The sequence below is a fragment of the Staphylococcus sp. HMSC071G07 genome (genome assembly GCF_001811435.1).
Lineage (GTDB): Bacteria > Bacillota > Bacilli > Staphylococcales > Staphylococcaceae > Staphylococcus > Staphylococcus pettenkoferi.
In genome coordinates this window covers 213,814-230,988 of the sequence record NZ_KV804768.1, presented here as the reverse complement: position 1 = coordinate 230,988, position 17,175 = coordinate 213,814, and the positions used below count along the sequence as shown (strand labels likewise).

16 protein-coding genes are annotated in these 17,175 nt (G+C 38.4%); 11 read left to right on the top strand and 5 right to left on the bottom strand.

All coding sequences use genetic code 11. From position 1 onward, the window contains the following. Nucleotides 1–91 precede the first annotated feature (91 nt). Nucleotides 92–1,084: a tryptophan--tRNA ligase gene (gene trpS / locus HMPREF2802_RS05400; RefSeq protein WP_070503015.1), complete on the bottom strand. Its 993-nt coding sequence runs from the start codon at nt 1,082–1,084 to the stop codon at nt 92–94. Between the two features lie 483 nt (nt 1,085–1,567). Here trpS and spxA point away from each other — a divergent pair, with 483 nt between their 5' ends. The 4 genes from spxA (at nt 1,568) to pepF (ending at nt 6,088) form a co-directional block, all read left to right on the top strand. Beyond that, nucleotides 1,568–1,963, top strand: coding sequence for a transcriptional regulator SpxA (gene spxA / locus HMPREF2802_RS05395; RefSeq protein WP_002472203.1), 396 nt, complete (start codon nt 1,568–1,570; stop codon nt 1,961–1,963). A 282-nt stretch (nt 1,964–2,245) separates the two neighbouring features. Next, nucleotides 2,246–2,959, top strand: coding sequence for an adaptor protein MecA (gene mecA, locus HMPREF2802_RS05390; protein ID WP_002472268.1), 714 nt, complete (start codon nt 2,246–2,248; stop codon nt 2,957–2,959). A 271-nt stretch (nt 2,960–3,230) separates the two neighbouring features. Beyond that, nucleotides 3,231–4,205, top strand: coding sequence for a competence protein CoiA (locus HMPREF2802_RS05385; RefSeq protein WP_070503014.1), 975 nt, complete (start codon nt 3,231–3,233; stop codon nt 4,203–4,205). A 74-nt stretch (nt 4,206–4,279) separates the two neighbouring features. Continuing rightward, nucleotides 4,280–6,088 (top strand): oligoendopeptidase F, encoded by a 1,809-nt coding sequence (pepF, locus tag HMPREF2802_RS05380; RefSeq protein WP_070503013.1) that lies wholly within the window; start codon nt 4,280–4,282, stop codon nt 6,086–6,088. Between the two features lie 565 nt (nt 6,089–6,653). Here the strand turns inward: pepF and yjbH are convergent. The 3 genes from yjbH to HMPREF2802_RS05365 all read right to left on the bottom strand — a co-directional run bounded on the left by yjbH (nt 6,654) and on the right by HMPREF2802_RS05365 (nt 8,547). Continuing rightward, nucleotides 6,654–7,442, bottom strand: coding sequence for a protease adaptor protein YjbH (gene yjbH, locus HMPREF2802_RS05375; RefSeq protein ID WP_070503012.1), 789 nt, complete (start codon nt 7,440–7,442; stop codon nt 6,654–6,656). A gap of 16 nt (nt 7,443–7,458) precedes the next feature. Continuing rightward, complete coding sequence (locus tag HMPREF2802_RS05370; RefSeq protein WP_049411997.1) at nt 7,459–7,830, bottom strand: truncated hemoglobin YjbI; 372 nt, start codon at nt 7,828–7,830, stop codon at nt 7,459–7,461. A 135-nt stretch (nt 7,831–7,965) separates the two neighbouring features. Then, nucleotides 7,966–8,547 (bottom strand): CYTH domain-containing protein, encoded by a 582-nt coding sequence (locus tag HMPREF2802_RS05365; RefSeq protein ID WP_070503011.1) that lies wholly within the window; start codon nt 8,545–8,547, stop codon nt 7,966–7,968. Nucleotides 8,548–8,831: 284 nt separating this feature from the next. On the opposite strand from HMPREF2802_RS05365, the gene HMPREF2802_RS05360 reads away from it, so the two are divergent. The 7 genes from HMPREF2802_RS05360 (at nt 8,832) to fabI (ending at nt 15,847) form a co-directional block, all read left to right on the top strand. Beyond that, nucleotides 8,832–9,179 (top strand): UPF0738 family protein, encoded by a 348-nt coding sequence (locus tag HMPREF2802_RS05360; RefSeq protein WP_070503010.1) that lies wholly within the window; start codon nt 8,832–8,834, stop codon nt 9,177–9,179. 30 nt (nt 9,180–9,209) lie between these two features. Further along, nucleotides 9,210–9,845, top strand: a complete 636-nt coding sequence (locus tag HMPREF2802_RS05355) for a GTP diphosphokinase (protein WP_049406696.1) — start codon at nt 9,210–9,212, stop codon at nt 9,843–9,845. Nucleotides 9,846–9,857: 12 nt separating this feature from the next. Beyond that, a complete protein-coding gene (locus HMPREF2802_RS05350) occupies nt 9,858–10,667 on the top strand; it encodes an NAD kinase (protein WP_070503009.1) in 810 nt (269 codons plus the stop codon). After that, the gene (locus HMPREF2802_RS05345; protein WP_070503008.1) at nt 10,667–11,518 is read left to right on the top strand and encodes an RluA family pseudouridine synthase; all 852 of its coding nucleotides are present in this window, start codon (nt 10,667–10,669) and stop codon (nt 11,516–11,518) included. Before HMPREF2802_RS05350 ends, HMPREF2802_RS05345 begins: the two co-directional genes overlap by 1 nt. A gap of 25 nt (nt 11,519–11,543) precedes the next feature. Beyond that, nucleotides 11,544–12,929 (top strand): magnesium transporter, encoded by a 1,386-nt coding sequence (gene mgtE / locus HMPREF2802_RS05340; protein WP_070503007.1) that lies wholly within the window; start codon nt 11,544–11,546, stop codon nt 12,927–12,929. 9 nt (nt 12,930–12,938) lie between these two features. Further along, nucleotides 12,939–14,777, top strand: coding sequence for a monovalent cation:proton antiporter family protein (locus tag HMPREF2802_RS05335; RefSeq protein ID WP_049406707.1), 1,839 nt, complete (start codon nt 12,939–12,941; stop codon nt 14,775–14,777). A gap of 299 nt (nt 14,778–15,076) precedes the next feature. Beyond that, nucleotides 15,077–15,847 carry an enoyl-ACP reductase FabI gene (gene fabI, locus HMPREF2802_RS05330; RefSeq protein ID WP_070503006.1) on the top strand — a complete coding sequence of 257 codons (771 nt, stop codon included), beginning with the start codon at nt 15,077–15,079 and terminating at the stop codon, nt 15,845–15,847. A 230-nt stretch (nt 15,848–16,077) separates the two neighbouring features. On the opposite strand, the gene cozEa is transcribed toward fabI, so the two are convergent. Next, on the bottom strand, nt 16,078–17,163 hold the full coding sequence (cozEa, locus tag HMPREF2802_RS05325) for a lipoteichoic acid biosynthesis protein CozEa (RefSeq protein ID WP_002472251.1): 1,086 nt from the start codon (nt 17,161–17,163) through the stop codon (nt 16,078–16,080). Nucleotides 17,164–17,175 lie beyond the last annotated feature (12 nt).

Genomic DNA, 17,175 nt, shown 5'->3' with positions numbered 1-17,175 from the left:
GGTAATCGGAGCGCTTTTCTACGCACAAAAATACCTTCGCCATTGGAAGCGCCATTAATGCACTCCAACAAGCGAAGGTATTTTAAATTAGTTATTTTCTTTTACGACCTAAGCCCATCGCACGTTCCATTTTTTTCAATGTCTTGAATGATGCTTTTTGTGCTTTATCACGACCGAGGTCTAGAATGTCATCAAGTTCTTCTGAATTATAGAATGACTCATACTTTTCTTGGAAATCTGTAAGGAAGCCTTCTACGACTTCTGCAAGATCACCTTTAAATGTACCGTAATTAGAATCTTTATACTGTTCTACAAGTTCGTCGATTGTCTTATCAGTAAGACCTGCATAGATAGATAGTAAGTTAGAGATACCAGGTTTATTCTCACGGTCAAACTTGATGATGCCATCAGAGTCCGTCACTGCACTTTTAATCTTCTTCGCAGCGAGACGTGGTTCGTCGAGTAGTGAAATAAAGTTCTTCTGATTATCATCACTTTTACTCATCTTACGGGTTGGATCTTGAAGACTCATCACACGACCACCAACTTTGGGCATGCGAATCTCAGGCTTAACGAGTATATCATTGTAACGGCTGTTGAAACGTTCAACTAAATTACGAGTTAACTCCATGTGTTGCTTCTGATCTTCACCAACAGGGACGATATTCGTGTTGTAGATCACGATATCAGCAGCCATGAGTGGAGGATAAGTCAGTAGACCGGCTGGAATGCCTTCTGTTTGTTTCTGAGCTTTATCTTTAAATTGAGTCATGCGTTCGAGTTCGCCGATTGAAGATATCGTCGTTAACATCCAACTTGCTTGAACGTGGGCTGGAACTTCGGATTGTATAAATAATGTGGATTTCTCAGGATCGATACCTGAAGCTAAGTAAATTGCAGCAAGTTGACGTGTCTGTTTACGTAACTTGAGTCGATCTTGAGGGACAGTGATTGCATGTTGGTCAACGATACAGAAGTAGCAATCATAGTCATCTTGTACATCACGAAACTGTTTGAGTGCGCCTATGTAGTTACCAATTGTAGGGATACCACTAGGTTGAATCCCTGAGAATAAAGTTTCCATAAATCTGATGCCTGCCTTCACAAATAATTTCTAAGTATGATACTCATTATAACAGTATTTCAATCGTTTGTAAGTTATGTTAGACTATAGATAAGAGGCTTATGATGACTTGAAACTCAAGATTAATGAGACTTTAACAATTCTTTAGTTTTTACTAACTAATTCTCATTTAATTTTAATGTTATCAGGGTAGAATGTAATTGTATGATTAAGAAGACTATATCATTTGAAATGAGTGGTATAGATTGTTGATAGATTTTCATAAAAGGTTGCTTGTACTGATATTCATAGACTAGGTCTTAAGTACGATGTCTTATTTGAACTATGTAGTATACTTTAAGATGTACAGCCTAAGATTTCAAGTCAAGGACTTTATGATAAATTTAGAGGCAATCGCAGTCGGGTTAAACCCTTGAATTTCTTAGTCAAATAAATAATGTGAATAATTAGAAATAAGATTCATATAATAGGAGAGTGAGATGTATGGTAACATTATTTACTTCACCAAGTTGCACATCTTGCCGTAAAGCGAAAGCATGGTTACAAGAACATGACATTCCGTATACGGAGCGTAATATTTTTTCTGAACACTTAACAATAGACGAAATTAAACAAATTCTTAAAATGACTGAAGACGGAACAGACGAAATCATCTCTACACGTTCTAAGACATATCAGAAGTTAAATGTAGATATTGATGCGTTGCCACTTCAAGACTTATATACTATTATTCAAGATAATCCAGGCTTATTACGCCGCCCAATTATCTTAGACGAAAAACGTCTTCAAGTGGGTTACAATGAAGATGAAATCAGACGTTTCTTACCGAGAAAGGTTCGTACTTTCCAATTACAAGAAGCGCAACGTATGGTGGACTAATCTCAATACACTAAATTCACGGGACCATGAAGTCTGTACTACGTCGTACATACTTTGTGGTTTCTTCATTGTTTTAAGATTTTTAACAAGCATATAGCACGTCTCTTCTGTCGACAGCACTCAGTAGGAAGTGCTGTTTTTTTGGGCGATGCGAAGGGTATATGTTATAGTGAGAAGTCATAAATCAATAGTGAAATTTAATCAAACAAAACAATTGTATTTCTCCGAACGTTCTAATACAATAATGATACTATTCATCGACTGTTAAGGAGTGAGATGATAATGAGAATAGAACGCGTTGATGACACAACAGTCAAATTATATATAACTTATAGTGATATCGAAGCCAGAGGTTTTAAAAAAGAAGATTTATGGGCAGACCGTAAACGCGGAGAAGAGTTCTTCTGGAATATGATGGAAGAGATTAATGAGGAAGAAGACTTCGTAGTGGAAGGCCCATTATGGATACAAGTACATGCATTTGAAAAGGGCGTAGAAGTAACAATTTCTAAATCTAAAAATGATGATATGATGAACATGTCTGATGATGACGCTAACAATCTTAACCATCAAGTGACGGACTTACTGTCTCAAACACTTGATCAAGACGCAAGCTTAGAAGATATCTTTGAACAGAAACAATCTTCATCTTCTAAAGGTCAATCAGAAGAACAAGCTTCACAACCACGAAGTGTTCAAACTTTACTCGTGAAGTTCAATGACTTAGAAGAATTAATTTACTTTGCACATCATCACAACTTACCAACGCGTGACTTCGAAGACTTACTCTATAGCTTAGATAACGAATACTATTATATGATTCACTTCGACGATACGGTTAACCAAGAAGTTATTAATGACAGTTATAGTCAGTTGCTCGAATTTGCGAGTCCATCTGACAAGACCGAAGTATTCTTAAACGACTATGCTAAGATTATTATGAGTCACAATGTCACTGCACAGGTAAGACGTTACTTTGACGATAATGCAGAATAATAAATCAATATAGATGACTAAGTGTGCGAAACTGATATTTCGTGCCGTAGCTGTCTGCACTTGAGATAGCTATCGCTGTCTCGATTCTAGACATCCTTGTGGGGGTGAGACTTTGAAATCAATTAGATTTCTGTCTCACTTCCACTTTTTTTATGTTTTGGGAGAGTTGAGCAGGCGCGGCGAATCGCTATTCTCCATCATTTTAAGAAAGTTAATTTTTGTAAAAGTAATTTGCGTCACTTCTCCGTGTATATAAGTGAGGTGAGACACAATGTTATGTGCATTGAATACAGGAGGAGAAGTAGTATTCGCTTTTAATGCAATGAAAGGAGAGCGCTATTGTTGCCCAGACTGTCGAGGTACGGTGATTTTTAGAAGAGGAACAAAGGTGAAGCCCCATTTTGCGCACAAAGTAAAAAATGTATGTTTAAACAACAGTTCAGAATCTATGGCGCACTATAATGCGAAATACGTACTTGCGCAACGGTTGTTACAAAAAGGGTATCATGTGGCAGTGGAACAACCTATAGCTCAAATACAACAGCGACCTGATCTCATAGTCAATGGTACATATGCGATTGAAATCCAATTCTCTTCCATCCCTCTAGAAGTTCTGCAAGCGCGAACGACAGGGTTGGAAGATCAAGGTTATGAAGTGATGTGGATTGTGCCTGAGCCAAAGATTTATCAAAGGCGAATGAAACTACAGCAATTTCAAAGCGCATGTTTAAATCCTGTGACAAGGCGATTAATAGCGTGGTCGGATGAACACCAGAGTCTTGTGGGTATTTCGGAAATTCAATATATAGGTGGCCAGTGGTTTATAGGTAATAAACGGCCGATGACAGTGGAAGAGTTATTTCGTAAAAGTGAGGAAGCAGCGACAACGAGACTGTACAAATTAAGTGACCGACGGGTGGAGCGCTATATACAAATGTGTCGACGTCAGAACAACGTACATGAACCTACTTTAAATGCGATGTATCATTTGCAGTGGAGCCAACGACAAGTGAATACAATGACAGGCTTTATCCTACCTCATCAATTGTACATTCGAACGCATTCTGTCGCTTGGCAATTGCAATACTGTTATATGCGGAAGTTAGGGATAGCACCATCTCATCATGCTCATGGGTTATTTCAATTTCGTCATTTTATTCATCCAAGCCCGAATTACCAAGAAATTGAGAAAGAACTCTTTGATAGTTATCGTAGCGTGATTCAAAGTATAGGAATGAGACAATAGTCGCTTTTAACGTGCAAAAATCAGAGTGACGTGAGAAAATTGTATTAATATGAATATGTAGGAGGTTTACAGTTATGAGTCAACAATTAACGAGAGAAGAACAAGAACGTAAATATCCAGAATATACATGGGATCTAACTACAATATTTGAAAGTGACGAAGCTTTTGAAGAAGCTTTTAAAGAAGTTGAAGAGCAAATTGGTGAAGAACAAGAGTTTAAAGGTCATCTCGGAGATAGTGCAGAAACGTTGTATCAAGCGTTAGCACTTGAAGATGAGCTTGTATCTAAACTTGAGAAAGTCTACGTTTATGCGCACTTAAAGCAAGACCAAGATACGGCTAATAGTAAATATACGGGCTTTGAAGCACGCGCGCATCAACTTGTGATTAAGTTTAGCTCAAGTTGGAGTTTCTTAATTCCAGAAATCTTACAAATCGATGAAGAGAAGATTGAACAGTTCGTTAAAGAACATGAAGGACTTCAACGCTATGAGTTTGATTTGAAACTCATCAATGAGAAACGTCCACACGTGTTAAGTGCGGATAAAGAGAAATTGCTTACAGAAGCACAAGATGCCTTATCTACACCAGAGAATGTCTATGGAATGTTTAGTAATGCAGATTTAGAATTTGAAGACGCTGTAGACTCTGATGGACAACGTCATCCTCTAACACAAGGTACATTTATCAAGTGCTTAGAATCTGATGATCGTACGTTACGTCAATCAGCTTATGATAATTTATATGCTAAATATGGTGCATACAATAACACGTTAAGCTCAACGCTTGCTGGTGAAGTTAAGAAGAATGTCTTTAATGCGCGTACACATAACTATAACTCTGCACGTGAAGCAGCATTAAGTAATAACCATATTCCTGAAGAAGTTTATGACAACTTAGTTGCAACAGTTCATAAATATCTTCCATTATTACACCGATATACTCAATTGAGAAAAGAGTTACTTGGTCTCGATGATATGAAGATGTATGACCTTTATACACCACTCGTTAAAGACGTTAAATTTGAAATGCCATATGAAGAAGCGAAGAAATGGATGTTAGAAGCGCTTCAACCTATGGGCGAAGAGTATATGGAAGTGGTTAAAGAAGGATTAGAGAATCGCTGGGTCGACGTTTACGAGAATAAAGGTAAACGTTCAGGCGGTTATTCTTCTGGTGCTCACTTAACGAATCCATTCATCCTTCTAAACTGGTCTAATACTGTCTCAGATTTATATACGCTTGTGCATGAATTTGGTCATTCAGCACACAGTTACTTCAGTCGTAAACATCAACCGTCTAACTCAAGTGACTATACAATCTTCGTAGCAGAAGTAGCATCTACATGTAACGAAGCATTATTAAGTGATTATATGGATAAACATTTAGATGACGATCGTCGTTTACTCTTACTTAACCAAGAGTTAGAACGTTTCCGTGCGACGTTATTCCGTCAAACAATGTTCGCGGAATTTGAGCATAAGATTCACCAAATCGAAGAAGCAGGTGAACCACTAACTGCTGAGCGCATGAATCAAGAGTATGCAGAATTAAACCGTACTTACTTCGGCGATGCAGTTGAAACGGATGAAGCGATTAGTAAAGAATGGTCACGTATTCCTCATTTCTATATGAACTATTACGTGTATCAATATGCAACAGGATACAGTGCGGCTCAAAGTTTAAGTCATCAAATCTTAACTGAAGGTCAACCTGCAGTTGAAAGATATATTAATGAGTTCTTGAAAAAAGGTAGCTCTAACTATCCAATTGAAATTCTGAAAAACGCTGGCGTAGATATGACAACTCCAGAACCTATCGAACAAGCTTGTCAGGTATTTGAAGAAAAATTAGATGCTTTTGAAAAGCTTATGAAAGCTTAATTTCATTGTATTCGCTTACAATATGAACAGTTTGTGACAAATACAATGAAAGTTAATTTTTAGGTTGAAAAGGGGTTGGGGGCGTGTTATATTATGAACATGAAATTAATCACATAACAAACATACCCCTTTGTTTGAAGTGAAAAATTTCTCCCATCCCCTTTGTTTAGCGCCGTGTATAACAGACACGGCGTTTTTTTATATCCTTTTTTAAATGCTGTCCTGCTTATTCACATAGATGTATATGCATGCGTGTGGAAATAAATTACAGTTTTAATGTATTGAGTAAATGACTACACTTTAAAATTTTTCTGTTACTTATGGCGATCGTCGCAACAACTTAAGATATTCTCTGGTCAGAGTAAAAGAAATCTTTCAATCATAAAGTGACTCTCAGAGCATAGACACTTATAAGGTGACTCCTGTGATTGCTCGGGTCCGCATTTCTACTAAAGACAGGCAAAAAAAAACCACTCCATTTTCATTATGGAGCGGCTTTCCAACATTAACGATTTATTTTATATGTCGATTTGGACATCTGGCTTTTATTATTAACTAGCGATAATTAGATCTTTGATTTCCAGAAGTTACCCTCTAAACAATCCATCTTTTCAACTTTTTGTTGTAACGCTAACTTTTTCAACTCTTTATCAAGAACCTTTTCAGGCCACTCATAAATCGTTAAAAGCTCTTCTTTCGTTACTAATTGTTGATATTGAATATATCTTTCAATAGATGGTGGCAATTCTTTCTCAATAGAATGTCCCATCAGTTCATTAATGATATAAGTATAAATATGATATGGATAAAGTCCTTCTACCTTCAATCCTTCTTCATGAACATCTTCACTAAAGAAGACGAGGGAAGGTGCCTCATTAATTTCCATTTCTCGTGCAATATGCAAATCAACTTGCAAGCTTTCTTTAAGTTTATTGTGCTTCAAATCTTCTTTGAATACACTGTAGTCTAATCCTGCATTACAAATGCAATCGTTCACCATTTCTTCAGTGATAATATCGCGCTTCGGAATAATCTCATTCTGGATGAGATGGATAAAGCGTTCAGCTCTCACACGTCCTTGAAGTTCGGCTGCTTTATAAGCTAAGGCAATATTATCGAGTTCTGAAGTACTTTGTGCTTGGCATTTCGTTAAGACGCGTAACGAAGGATTAAGAATATGTCTCACGCGTATATATTGCTTATATTCTATACGGAGTTTGGATAGTATAGCGGAGAGTTTAAAGCAATCTTTGCTAAATGGATCGAAAAATGAGTATATCTCTATCTTAGTCACAGGTGAAAGATTCGTATCTTCACGACTATTCGGTTGTAACATTTTTAATTCTCCAGTCATGTGGTTTCACCTACAATTATTTTTCGGAATTGACCATGTGATTAGCGGTTAACTTCAGGCGTTCATACAAGTAGTCACCTACGCCTGCAGGAAAGTCAGCAGTTTGAATCGCTTCATGCATGTTTTCAAGCCATGCATCACGTTCGTAAGGTGAAATGTGAAAGTTCATGTGGCGCATCTTTAACATCGGATGCCCATGTTCTTCTGTGTAGAGTTGTGGACCGCCTAGAAATTGCGTGAGAAATTGTTTCTGTTTTCGGCTCGTTTCTTTAAAATCTCCAGGAAATAAATAATTAATTCGATCGTCTTGTTCGACCAATCTATAGAAATGATCAATCATTGCATACAATGCATCTTGACCAATAATATTATAGGGTGTTTGTGCCATAACCTCACCAAATTTAATTAATCTACTACTAATATAACATGAATTTTTACATATGGAAGTAATTCGACTCTGCATAGACTAGGCGGTTACAAGGTTTAACCGACTAGGACAATATGCGACCCGACTCACAAGAATCTAATTTAAAAGTTCAGATTTGCGGTCGAAGAAACGTTTCACTTTGTTATCTGGTTCGTGATAATCAATATTAAATTGATTTAATATACGTTCGAATTCTTTGCGACCTTTATCATGATTCTCAACTTCAAATTCGAGTTCGTAATCTGTCATATCTAGATATTCACTTCGGTCCAGTACCAAAAAATTCTCATCTAAAGGAACTTCCATACGTTGTGTAGTAAGAGAGCCCAGAACAGTGAGACGCTCGATATCTGCATCGATTGATTTCAATTCGTCAATGATATCTTGGGGTACATCACTCGGGTCGAGCACATCATTCATTTCAGGGCGTATCGTCGTCTCGAAATTGTATTCAAGTAATCCCACTTCTGCTGGAACTTTAAGTGTCATCTCAAGGCTGTCATCTTTCTCACGAATGCGCAGTGCAAATAGATGTTCTTTAAGTACGAAATCGGGTGTGTCTATATAGTAATTCGTTTGTGTAAAGGGGGTTGCCTGTTGAAAGTATGCTTCTTTGAGCTGTGTGTATTGCGTTTCAGATAGAAGCTGTTTAAATTCGATTTCATTATTAGTAGCCATAAACTTCACTCCTCTATGTTAGTATATTCGCACTTAATCATATTATATAGGAATCGCTTCATGCGATGTAGCGTAGCATATTCTCATCATTGAAGCATAGTTATTTGATGAGTGGATAAAGTATAATCGGGAGATACATTAAATATTTTTAACTTTAGAAAGCGACTGTGAAGTGATTTTTACTTAACTAACATACACTATAATCTTATATTAAACGCATGACATGTTACGTGTTATGTAAGATTAAATTATGTTAAAATGATTTACGAATAAGGAGGAAGAGCATGCGTATATATGTTAATGAGATTAAAATAACTGATGATAGTATTCGTTGCTATACAGAAGAACCAACTGAAGGATTAACTGAAGCGGGGCAAATGTTAGTCGATAGTGATAACTATGCCTTTGCCTATATTCTTGATGATGGACAAACCTATTCTTATTTACTATTCGTTCAAGAGACTTGGTCGATGTTACATAATAATAAAGGTAAGAAAGTGATTGTTAACGACGACTTAGAACTTGAACATTTCGATGAAGAATTAAGTTATATATTAGATAATATTGAAGGTAATTCTAACTACGGCAAAGAATTTGTCAGTGCTGTAGAAGAAACATTTGAATTGAATTAAAGATAAGTAGTACGAAGCGGAGTGAGCATTATGAATCAATGGGATCAGTTTCTAGCTCCATATAAGCAAGCTGTAGATGAACTGAAGATAAAGTTAAAAGGTTTACGAAAGCAATACGATGTCACTGAGCAAGCTTCTCCGATCGAATTCGTCACAGGACGTGTGAAACCCATGACGAGTATTATCGATAAAGCGAATAAACGCCGTATCCCGTTCGATCGTTTACATGAAGAAATGTACGATATCGCTGGATTGCGTATTATGTGTCAATTTGTCGATGATATCGATGTCGTGGTAAATTTACTACGTCAAAGAACGGATTTCCGTGTAGTTGAAGAAAGAGATTATATTAATAATACTAAACAAAGTGGATATCGGTCATATCATGTCATCATTGGTTACCCTATAGAAACACTCAATGGGGGAACTGAGATCTTAGCTGAAATACAAATTCGCACGTTAGCGATGAATTTCTGGGCAACAATCGAGCATACTCTACGATATAAGTATGATGGGGATTACCCACCAGAAATTCAACATCGTCTTGAAAGGGCGGCAGAAGCGGCGTATTTGCTTGATGAAGAAATGTCAGAGATTAAAGATGAAATTCAAGAAGCGCAGAAATATTATTCGAAAAAAAGAGCAAAAAAGCATGATAATGAGTAGTGGGGTGTGAATATGCGTTATGCAATCTTATCGAAAGGGGATTCAAAGTCTAATGCGTTAAAGCATAAGATGATGAATTATATGCAAGACTTTGAAATGGTCGAAGATGTAGACAACCCTGAAATTGTGATTTCAGTAGGGGGAGACGGTACATTACTTCAGGCCTTTCATCAATACAGTCATATGTTGTCGCGATGTGCATTTGTCGGTGTACATACGGGACATCTAGGATTCTACGCTGACTGGTTACCCCACGAAGTAGAAAAGCTAATCATAGAGATTACGAACTCAGAATTTCAAGTGATTGAATACCCTTTACTCGAGCTGATTGTACGCTATAATGACAACAGTTATGAAACCCGTCATCTCGCGCTTAACGAAGCTACGATGAAGACTGAAAATGGTTCGACACTTGTAGTGGACGTTAACATTCGAGGTAAGCAATTCGAGCGTTTCAGAGGGGACGGTCTCTGTGTATCGACGCCTTCTGGTTCAACAGCATATAATAAAGCGCTTGGTGGCGCACTCATCCATCCATCTCTTGAAGCGATGCAATTAACAGAAATCGCTTCTATTAATAATAGAGTCTTTAGAACAGTCGGTTCACCTCTCGTGTTACCGAAGCATCATACGTGTCTCATTAAGCCTGTGAATATCGATACCATTCTTACGACGATTGATCATGTGAGTATCCGTCATAAGAATGTCAATGCTATACAATTCCGGGTAGCTGATGAGAAGATCCGTTTTGCGCGTTTCAGACCCTTCCCGTTCTGGAAACGTGTGCATGACTCGTTTATATCTAGTGAGGAAGATGAGTGATGAAGTTAAGCTATCGTGTGGAGTCTGCGCAATTATTGCGTGAGTTCCTTCAAGCACAACGCTATTCTAAGAAGACTTTGAGCGCCATTAAACGTAATGGCGCTCTATTTGTTAATAATCGTTTCGTTACAGTGAGAGAGCGGTTACAGCCAGGTGATGTCGTCGAAGTGCACTTGCAAGAAGAACAGTACAGTGATTATCTTCAACCTTTTCAACAAGATTTAAAGATACTGTACGAAGATCAATTTCTGCTGATTGTTTCAAAAGGAGCACATCAAAACTGTGCGCCATCGAGAGAACATCCACATGGCAGTTTGATTGAACAGGTGTTAGGGTACTTACAAGCTACAGATGGAACGGTACCTCATATTGTGACACGGTTAGACCGTAACACTTTAGGAATAGTTATCTTTGCTAAACATGGCTTTATCCATCACCTTATGTCTTCTTGTCACTTAAAGAAGTGGTATTTAGCAGTCTGTGAGGGACAAACACCTTCACAAGAACGCATTGATGCCCCTATTGGTCGACGCAAGAATAGTATCATTGAACGACAAGTGTGTGCTGAAGGTAAGCGCGCTTTAACTCAATATGAAACGCTACAGACGACCGAGAACTATAGTTTGTGTAAAGCTCAGCTTATCACAGGGCGTACACATCAGTTGAGAGTACATTTCGCACATATCAATCACCCTATCGTAGGTGACTCATTATATGGCGAAGCACATCCTAAATATTCAACCCAATTACTAAGATGTGTTTGTGTGCATTTTCAACATCCAATAACGACTAAAAAAATAGAAATTAAAGATAATTACCACTCAATAGAAACTATATTTAATATGGTATAATAGTGGTGATTCGGAGGTGAGTATTGTGGCGAACGAACGCGATAATAAATATATTGATGAGGAAGAAGTTTACAATAAATCTCTGTTAGATCAGCATTTGCTGGATAATGATATTGATGCATTTAGAGATGAATTCCTCGGCATGCATACATATGAGCAGAGTGAATACTTCGAGGATAGTGATGACGAGATTAGACAGCGTATCTTCGAAGTGTTATCTCCTGAAGAAGTTGCTGATTTCTTTGAACAACTCGAATTTGAAGAGGAAGAATACGATCCTCTATTTGATACGATGAATGCCAACTATGCAAGTAAAGTATTAGAGAACATGTCTTCCGACAACGCTGTCGATATCATGAATCAGCTTTCTAAACAGAAAGTCGCTAGCATGCTCACTTTAATGAATAAAGAAGAAGCGAAAGAAATCAAAGCCTTGCTTCATTACGAAGAAGATACTGCCGGCGGTATCATGACTACGGAATACATTTCCTTGAAAGTAACCACACCGGTGAAAGAAGCCTTGATGCACGTTAAAGAGCAAGCGCCTGATGCAGAGACTATCTATGTTATCTTTGCGGTGAATGATCACAAGCAGTTGGTCGGCGTGCTCTCATTACGTGATTTGATCGTAGCTGAGAATGACGCTTACATTGAAGACGTGATGAGCGAGCGTGTTGTGAGTGCGAATGTCGCGGACGACCAAGAAGACGTCGCTCAGAAGATGCGTGACTACGACTTTATCGCGATGCCGGTAGTCGATTACCAAGATCATTTGCTTGGTATTATCACTATCGATGATATCTTAGACGTTATGGACGAAGAGGCAAGCGAAGACTACTCTCGTTTAGCCGGTGTATCTGACGTTAACGCTAAGCACGATTCGGTGTTTAAGACTGCAGGTAAAAGGCTCCCATGGCTGATTACACTGACTTTCTTAAGTATGATTACTGCTACGCTCATTGGCTCATTTGAGGATACGCTATCTAAAGTCGCGTTACTCGGTGCCTTTATCCCGATTATTAGTGGGATGTCCGGGAACTCAGGAACGCAATCCCTTGCCGTATCTGTGCGTAAAATATCTACAGGTGAAATCAATGAACAGAGTAAGTTCTTAGTTGCATTGAGAGAAGCGGGAAGCGGTTTAATCAGTGGTGTCGTTTGTGGTATCTTATTGATAATTTGTATTATCGTGCTACATCGTCAGCCTATTCTCGCAACGATTGTCGGCGGTAGTTTAACTGCAGCGATGACAGTCGGTACATTGATGGGTGCAGTGATTCCATTAATTATGAATAAACTCAATATTGACCCAGCTGTAGCAAGTGGTCCGTTTATCACAACAATCAACGACATTATCAGTATGTTGATTTATTTCGGCCTAGCTACTACATTAATGAGCTATTTAATCTAAGGAGGAACTATGGAATTTGTATCTCTTGTTGTAGTTGTCCTTGCTGCTTTCCTCACACCGATACTCGTTAATAGACTGAATTTAAATTTCATCCCTGTAGTAGTTGCGGAAGTACTCATGGGTATTATCATCGGGCATTCTTTTCTCAATTTAGTAGAAAAGGATGCCATGCTTAATATTTTGTCCACTTTAGGCTTTATCTTTCTCATGTTCTTAAGTGGACTGGAAATTGATTTTAAGACATTTAGAAAGGATCCACGAACTAAAGCGAAGGAAGAACAAGGTGAGAATAAGACGCCTGGTCACTTCCAGATGGCGATTACTGTGTTTGCATTAATCATGATTATCTCCATCGTCTTCGCATACATGTTCAAATGGTTCGGCTTAATCGATGACGTCTTATTGATGGTTATTATTATTTCGACAATTTCTTTAGGCGTAGTCGTGCCGACGTTAAAGGAAATGAACGTCATGCGTACCACAATTGGCCAGTTCATCTTATTAGTTGCTGTCTTGGCCGATTTGATTACGATGATTCTGTTAACGGCGTATGGTGCGCTCAATTCTCAAAGTAACGTGCCGCTTTGGTTAACATTGATTCTCGTAGTGGCTGCCATCATCTTTTACATACTAGGTGTGAAGCTCAAGAAGGTGACTTTCCTACGCAAATTAATGGATGGAACGACACAAATAGGTATACGTGCTGTCTTTGCCTTAATCCTACTCCTCGTCGCGCTTGCTGAAGGAGTTGGTGCAGAGAACATTCTCGGTGCGTTTTTAGCCGGAGTTATCGTCTCACTTCTTGGTCCTGACGAAGATATGGTAGAGAAATTGGATTCCTTTGGTTACGGATTCTTTATCCCGATCTTCTTTATCATGGTAGGGGTTGACTTGAACATCCCTTCCTTAATCAAGGAACCTTCAGTACTCATTATTATTCCGGTACTGATTGTCGCGTTTTTAGCGTCGAAGATCTTCCCGGTGATGTACATACGTCGATGGTTTGATCAGCGTACGACGATAGCGTCAGCATTTTTACTCACATCGACATTGTCATTAGTGATTGCCGCAGCTAAGATTGCAGAACAGTTGGGTACGATTTCGGCAGACATATCAGGCATTCTCATCTTAAGTGCCGTCATCACCTGTGTGTTTGTGCCGATTGTGTTTAAAAAGATCTTCCCAGTGCCCGACGAAAGTAATCGTCGCATAGAAGTGAGCATGATAGGTAAGAACCAACTCACGATTCCGATCGCTCAGAACCTATCATCAGAACTTTATAAAGTATCGTTATATTACCGCAATGATTTAAGTGACAATAGACGCTTATCTGATGATATTACGATTATCGAAATTGCCGATTACGAAGCGACGATGCTAGAACGACTCGGTCTATTCGAGAAAGATATCATCGTTTGTTCAACGAATGACGATGACATTAACAGAAAGGTAGCCTTGATGGCGAAAGAGCGAGGCATTAAGCGCGTGATTTGTCGTTTAGAGTCAAGTTCCGATGATCAAGAATTGCGTGCGGAAGGTATTGAAATCTTCAGTAGCTTTACGAGTAATAAGATCTTGCTCAAAGGGCTTATCGAGACACCGAACATGCTTAATCTCCTCAGCAATGTTGAAACATCACTTTACGAGATTGCTATGCTCAATCACAAATATGAGGGCATTCAATTGCGTAACTTCCCATTCGGTGGGGATGTCATTTTCGTCCGTATTATCAGAAACAATGAGTCAATCGTGCCGCACGGTGATACACAATTACGTTACCGTGACCGCGTTATCGTTACTGGTGCGAAAGAGTACGTAGATGAGTTGAAACGTGAGCTCGAGTTTTAATAGTTTTACGTGATTTCGTTAAGTAAAATGAGGTTAGGAAAGTTTGCATGATGGACGTGAATCCATTAATGAAGTGTATTTCGTAAATGTCATTGGTGATTGTAAAAGCGTAGACCATTTGAAACACCTGCGCTTACAATTGTTTAATTAAAGATGACAATGTTAGAATAAAAGGTGTTAACAATTTAAAAATTGTAACAGTTACACGATAAATAGATGAGAATTGTAGAAATGATGCTCATCGAAGTAACTGGCTGAACGAATGAAACGTTATGAATAAAGTTAAAGGAGTTAATCATATGTTTAGTTTAGAAGGTAAGACGTTTGTAATTATGGGAATTGCAAACAAACGTAGTATTGGTTTTGGTGTAGCTAAAGTGCTTGACCAATTAGGTGCAAAGCTTGTATTCACTTATCGTAAAGAACGTAGTTTGAAACAACTTGAGAAATTAGTGGAGGGCTTAAACCAATCAGACAAACACTTTTACCAAATTGATGTTCAAAAAGATGAAGATGTCGTGAACGGTTTCGAAAAAATCGGTAAAGAAGTAGGAAATATTGACGGGGTTTATCACTCTATTGCATTCGCAAATGTTGAAGAATTAAGAGGTCGTTTCTCTGACACATCACGTGATGGTTTCTTACTCGCTCAAGACATCAGTTCTTATTCTTTAACAATTGTAGCTAAAGAAGCAAGTAAATTAATGCCAGAAGGCGGCAGCATCGTCGCTACAACATACATTGGTGGCGAATATGCAGTTCCTAACTACAACGTAATGGGTGTTGCAAAAGCAAGCTTAGAAGCGAATGTACGCTACTTAGCAGCTGATTTAGGTGCAGATAACATCCGAGTGAACTCAATCTCTGCAGGACCTATCCGTACACTAAGTGCGAAAGGTGTGGGCGGTTTCAACGCTATCTTGAAAGAAATTGAAGAACGTGCGCCATTACAACGCAATGTTGATCAAGAAGAAGTAGGTAAGACTGCAGCATTCTTACTCGGTGATTTATCAAGCGGTGTGACTGGTGAGAACATCCACGTGGATGCAGGTTTCCACGCAATCAAATAAGGTAAATAGAATGATGATATAGAGGCAGGTGTCGTAGGGCATCTGCCTTTTTCAATGAATAAAATAAGTTACGTATACATGGATGAGAAAAGAAAGTTGATGCAAGTGAAGGAGAGTAGAGGATCTAGGAGAAATTTATAACCATTCTCATAAGAAAGGGTCCGAAGATGAGTATCTCTTCGAACCCTAATTGTGCTTGTTAAAGACGTAAAATGATGTCCGCGTTGACGCTAGTCTTTAACATCACTATTTGCTTTTTCAAGAATATGTTGACGGTACTTAAAGACATTTTTAACAACAGTCTTAATTACTGCGTAAAGTGGTACCGCTACGATGATAAGACCAAATCCACCAAGTTCACCTGAAGCTAAGATCACGACGATGATTGTAAGTGGATGGATGCTTAATGATTTACCCATCACGTTTGGAGTGACAACGTTACTTTCAACTTGTTGTGCGATTAACGTAATGACACAGACCCAAATGAATGTTACTGGACTTTGGATGATACCAATGATCGCTGCTGGAATGAATGACATCCATGGCCCAAGGAATGGGATAAGGTGTGCCACACTGGCGAACATGACAAGTAAAAGCGTGTAACGTAAGCCGATAATTGTGTAACCGATATATAACATGATACCGAGAATGATACTGACTAACACTTGTCCTTGAATGTAAGATTTAAGTGTATGATCTAAATCTTTAAGTAAGTTAACGACAAAGACCTTTCTTTCGCCTTTGAACAGGCGTGCAATGAACGGGATGAAACGTTCATGGTCTTTCAACATAAAGATTAAGAAGAACGGCACCATGATGAGTAAGAATAATGTAGAGATAAATGATGTAATATAGCTGATAGAGTTAGATAAGATATCTGTAACACTATCACCCGCTGATTTGACTACATTATTAATACGGTTCGTCACATCGTCAGGTAGACGGTCTTTCTGGTTAAGTGCAAAGTGAATGATGTCTTGTGCCTCACGTTGAAGTGTTGGAATTTGAGAAATAAGGTTTTCCACTTGAGCTACAATGAGTGGACCTACAACGCCAATCACTAACGCGATAAGTGCAATCAAGACGATGAAGATAATCAGTATGCTACCCCATCTTGGCACTTTGTATTTTTCCAATAGCTTTTGAAATGGCAAACATATGTAGAATAGAAAGCCACTAAGTAAGAATGGAAGTAAGACGGCTTGGATAATAATTATGAAAGGAGTGAATATTTGATGTACTTCCATAACCAATTTAATTAAGACGAACAAGATGATCAGCGCGATCCCTGTTCTAAACCAAACTTTGTTTAACATTGGCTAGCTTCC

What these genes read in the sequence shown, in the direction of transcription:
- trpS (WP_070503015.1), bottom strand. Translation starts at nt 1,084, where the DNA reads ATGGAAACTTTATTCTCAGGGATTCAACCTAGTGGTATCCCTACAATT.
- spxA (WP_002472203.1), top strand. Translation starts at nt 1,568, where the DNA reads ATGGTAACATTATTTACTTCACCAAGTTGCACATCTTGCCGTAAAGCG.
- mecA (WP_002472268.1), top strand. Translation starts at nt 2,246, where the DNA reads ATGAGAATAGAACGCGTTGATGACACAACAGTCAAATTATATATAACT.
- HMPREF2802_RS05385 (WP_070503014.1), top strand. Translation starts at nt 3,231, where the DNA reads ATGTTATGTGCATTGAATACAGGAGGAGAAGTAGTATTCGCTTTTAAT.
- pepF (WP_070503013.1), top strand. Translation starts at nt 4,280, where the DNA reads ATGAGTCAACAATTAACGAGAGAAGAACAAGAACGTAAATATCCAGAA.
- yjbH (WP_070503012.1), bottom strand. Translation starts at nt 7,442, where the DNA reads ATGACTGGAGAATTAAAAATGTTACAACCGAATAGTCGTGAAGATACG.
- HMPREF2802_RS05370 (WP_049411997.1), bottom strand. Translation starts at nt 7,830, where the DNA reads ATGGCACAAACACCCTATAATATTATTGGTCAAGATGCATTGTATGCA.
- HMPREF2802_RS05365 (WP_070503011.1), bottom strand. Translation starts at nt 8,547, where the DNA reads ATGGCTACTAATAATGAAATCGAATTTAAACAGCTTCTATCTGAAACG.
- HMPREF2802_RS05360 (WP_070503010.1), top strand. Translation starts at nt 8,832, where the DNA reads ATGCGTATATATGTTAATGAGATTAAAATAACTGATGATAGTATTCGT.
- HMPREF2802_RS05355 (WP_049406696.1), top strand. Translation starts at nt 9,210, where the DNA reads ATGAATCAATGGGATCAGTTTCTAGCTCCATATAAGCAAGCTGTAGAT.
- HMPREF2802_RS05350 (WP_070503009.1), top strand. Translation starts at nt 9,858, where the DNA reads ATGCGTTATGCAATCTTATCGAAAGGGGATTCAAAGTCTAATGCGTTA.
- HMPREF2802_RS05345 (WP_070503008.1), top strand. Translation starts at nt 10,667, where the DNA reads ATGAAGTTAAGCTATCGTGTGGAGTCTGCGCAATTATTGCGTGAGTTC.
- HMPREF2802_RS05335 (WP_049406707.1), top strand. Translation starts at nt 12,939, where the DNA reads ATGGAATTTGTATCTCTTGTTGTAGTTGTCCTTGCTGCTTTCCTCACA.
- fabI (WP_070503006.1), top strand. Translation starts at nt 15,077, where the DNA reads ATGTTTAGTTTAGAAGGTAAGACGTTTGTAATTATGGGAATTGCAAAC.
- cozEa (WP_002472251.1), bottom strand. Translation starts at nt 17,163, where the DNA reads ATGTTAAACAAAGTTTGGTTTAGAACAGGGATCGCGCTGATCATCTTG.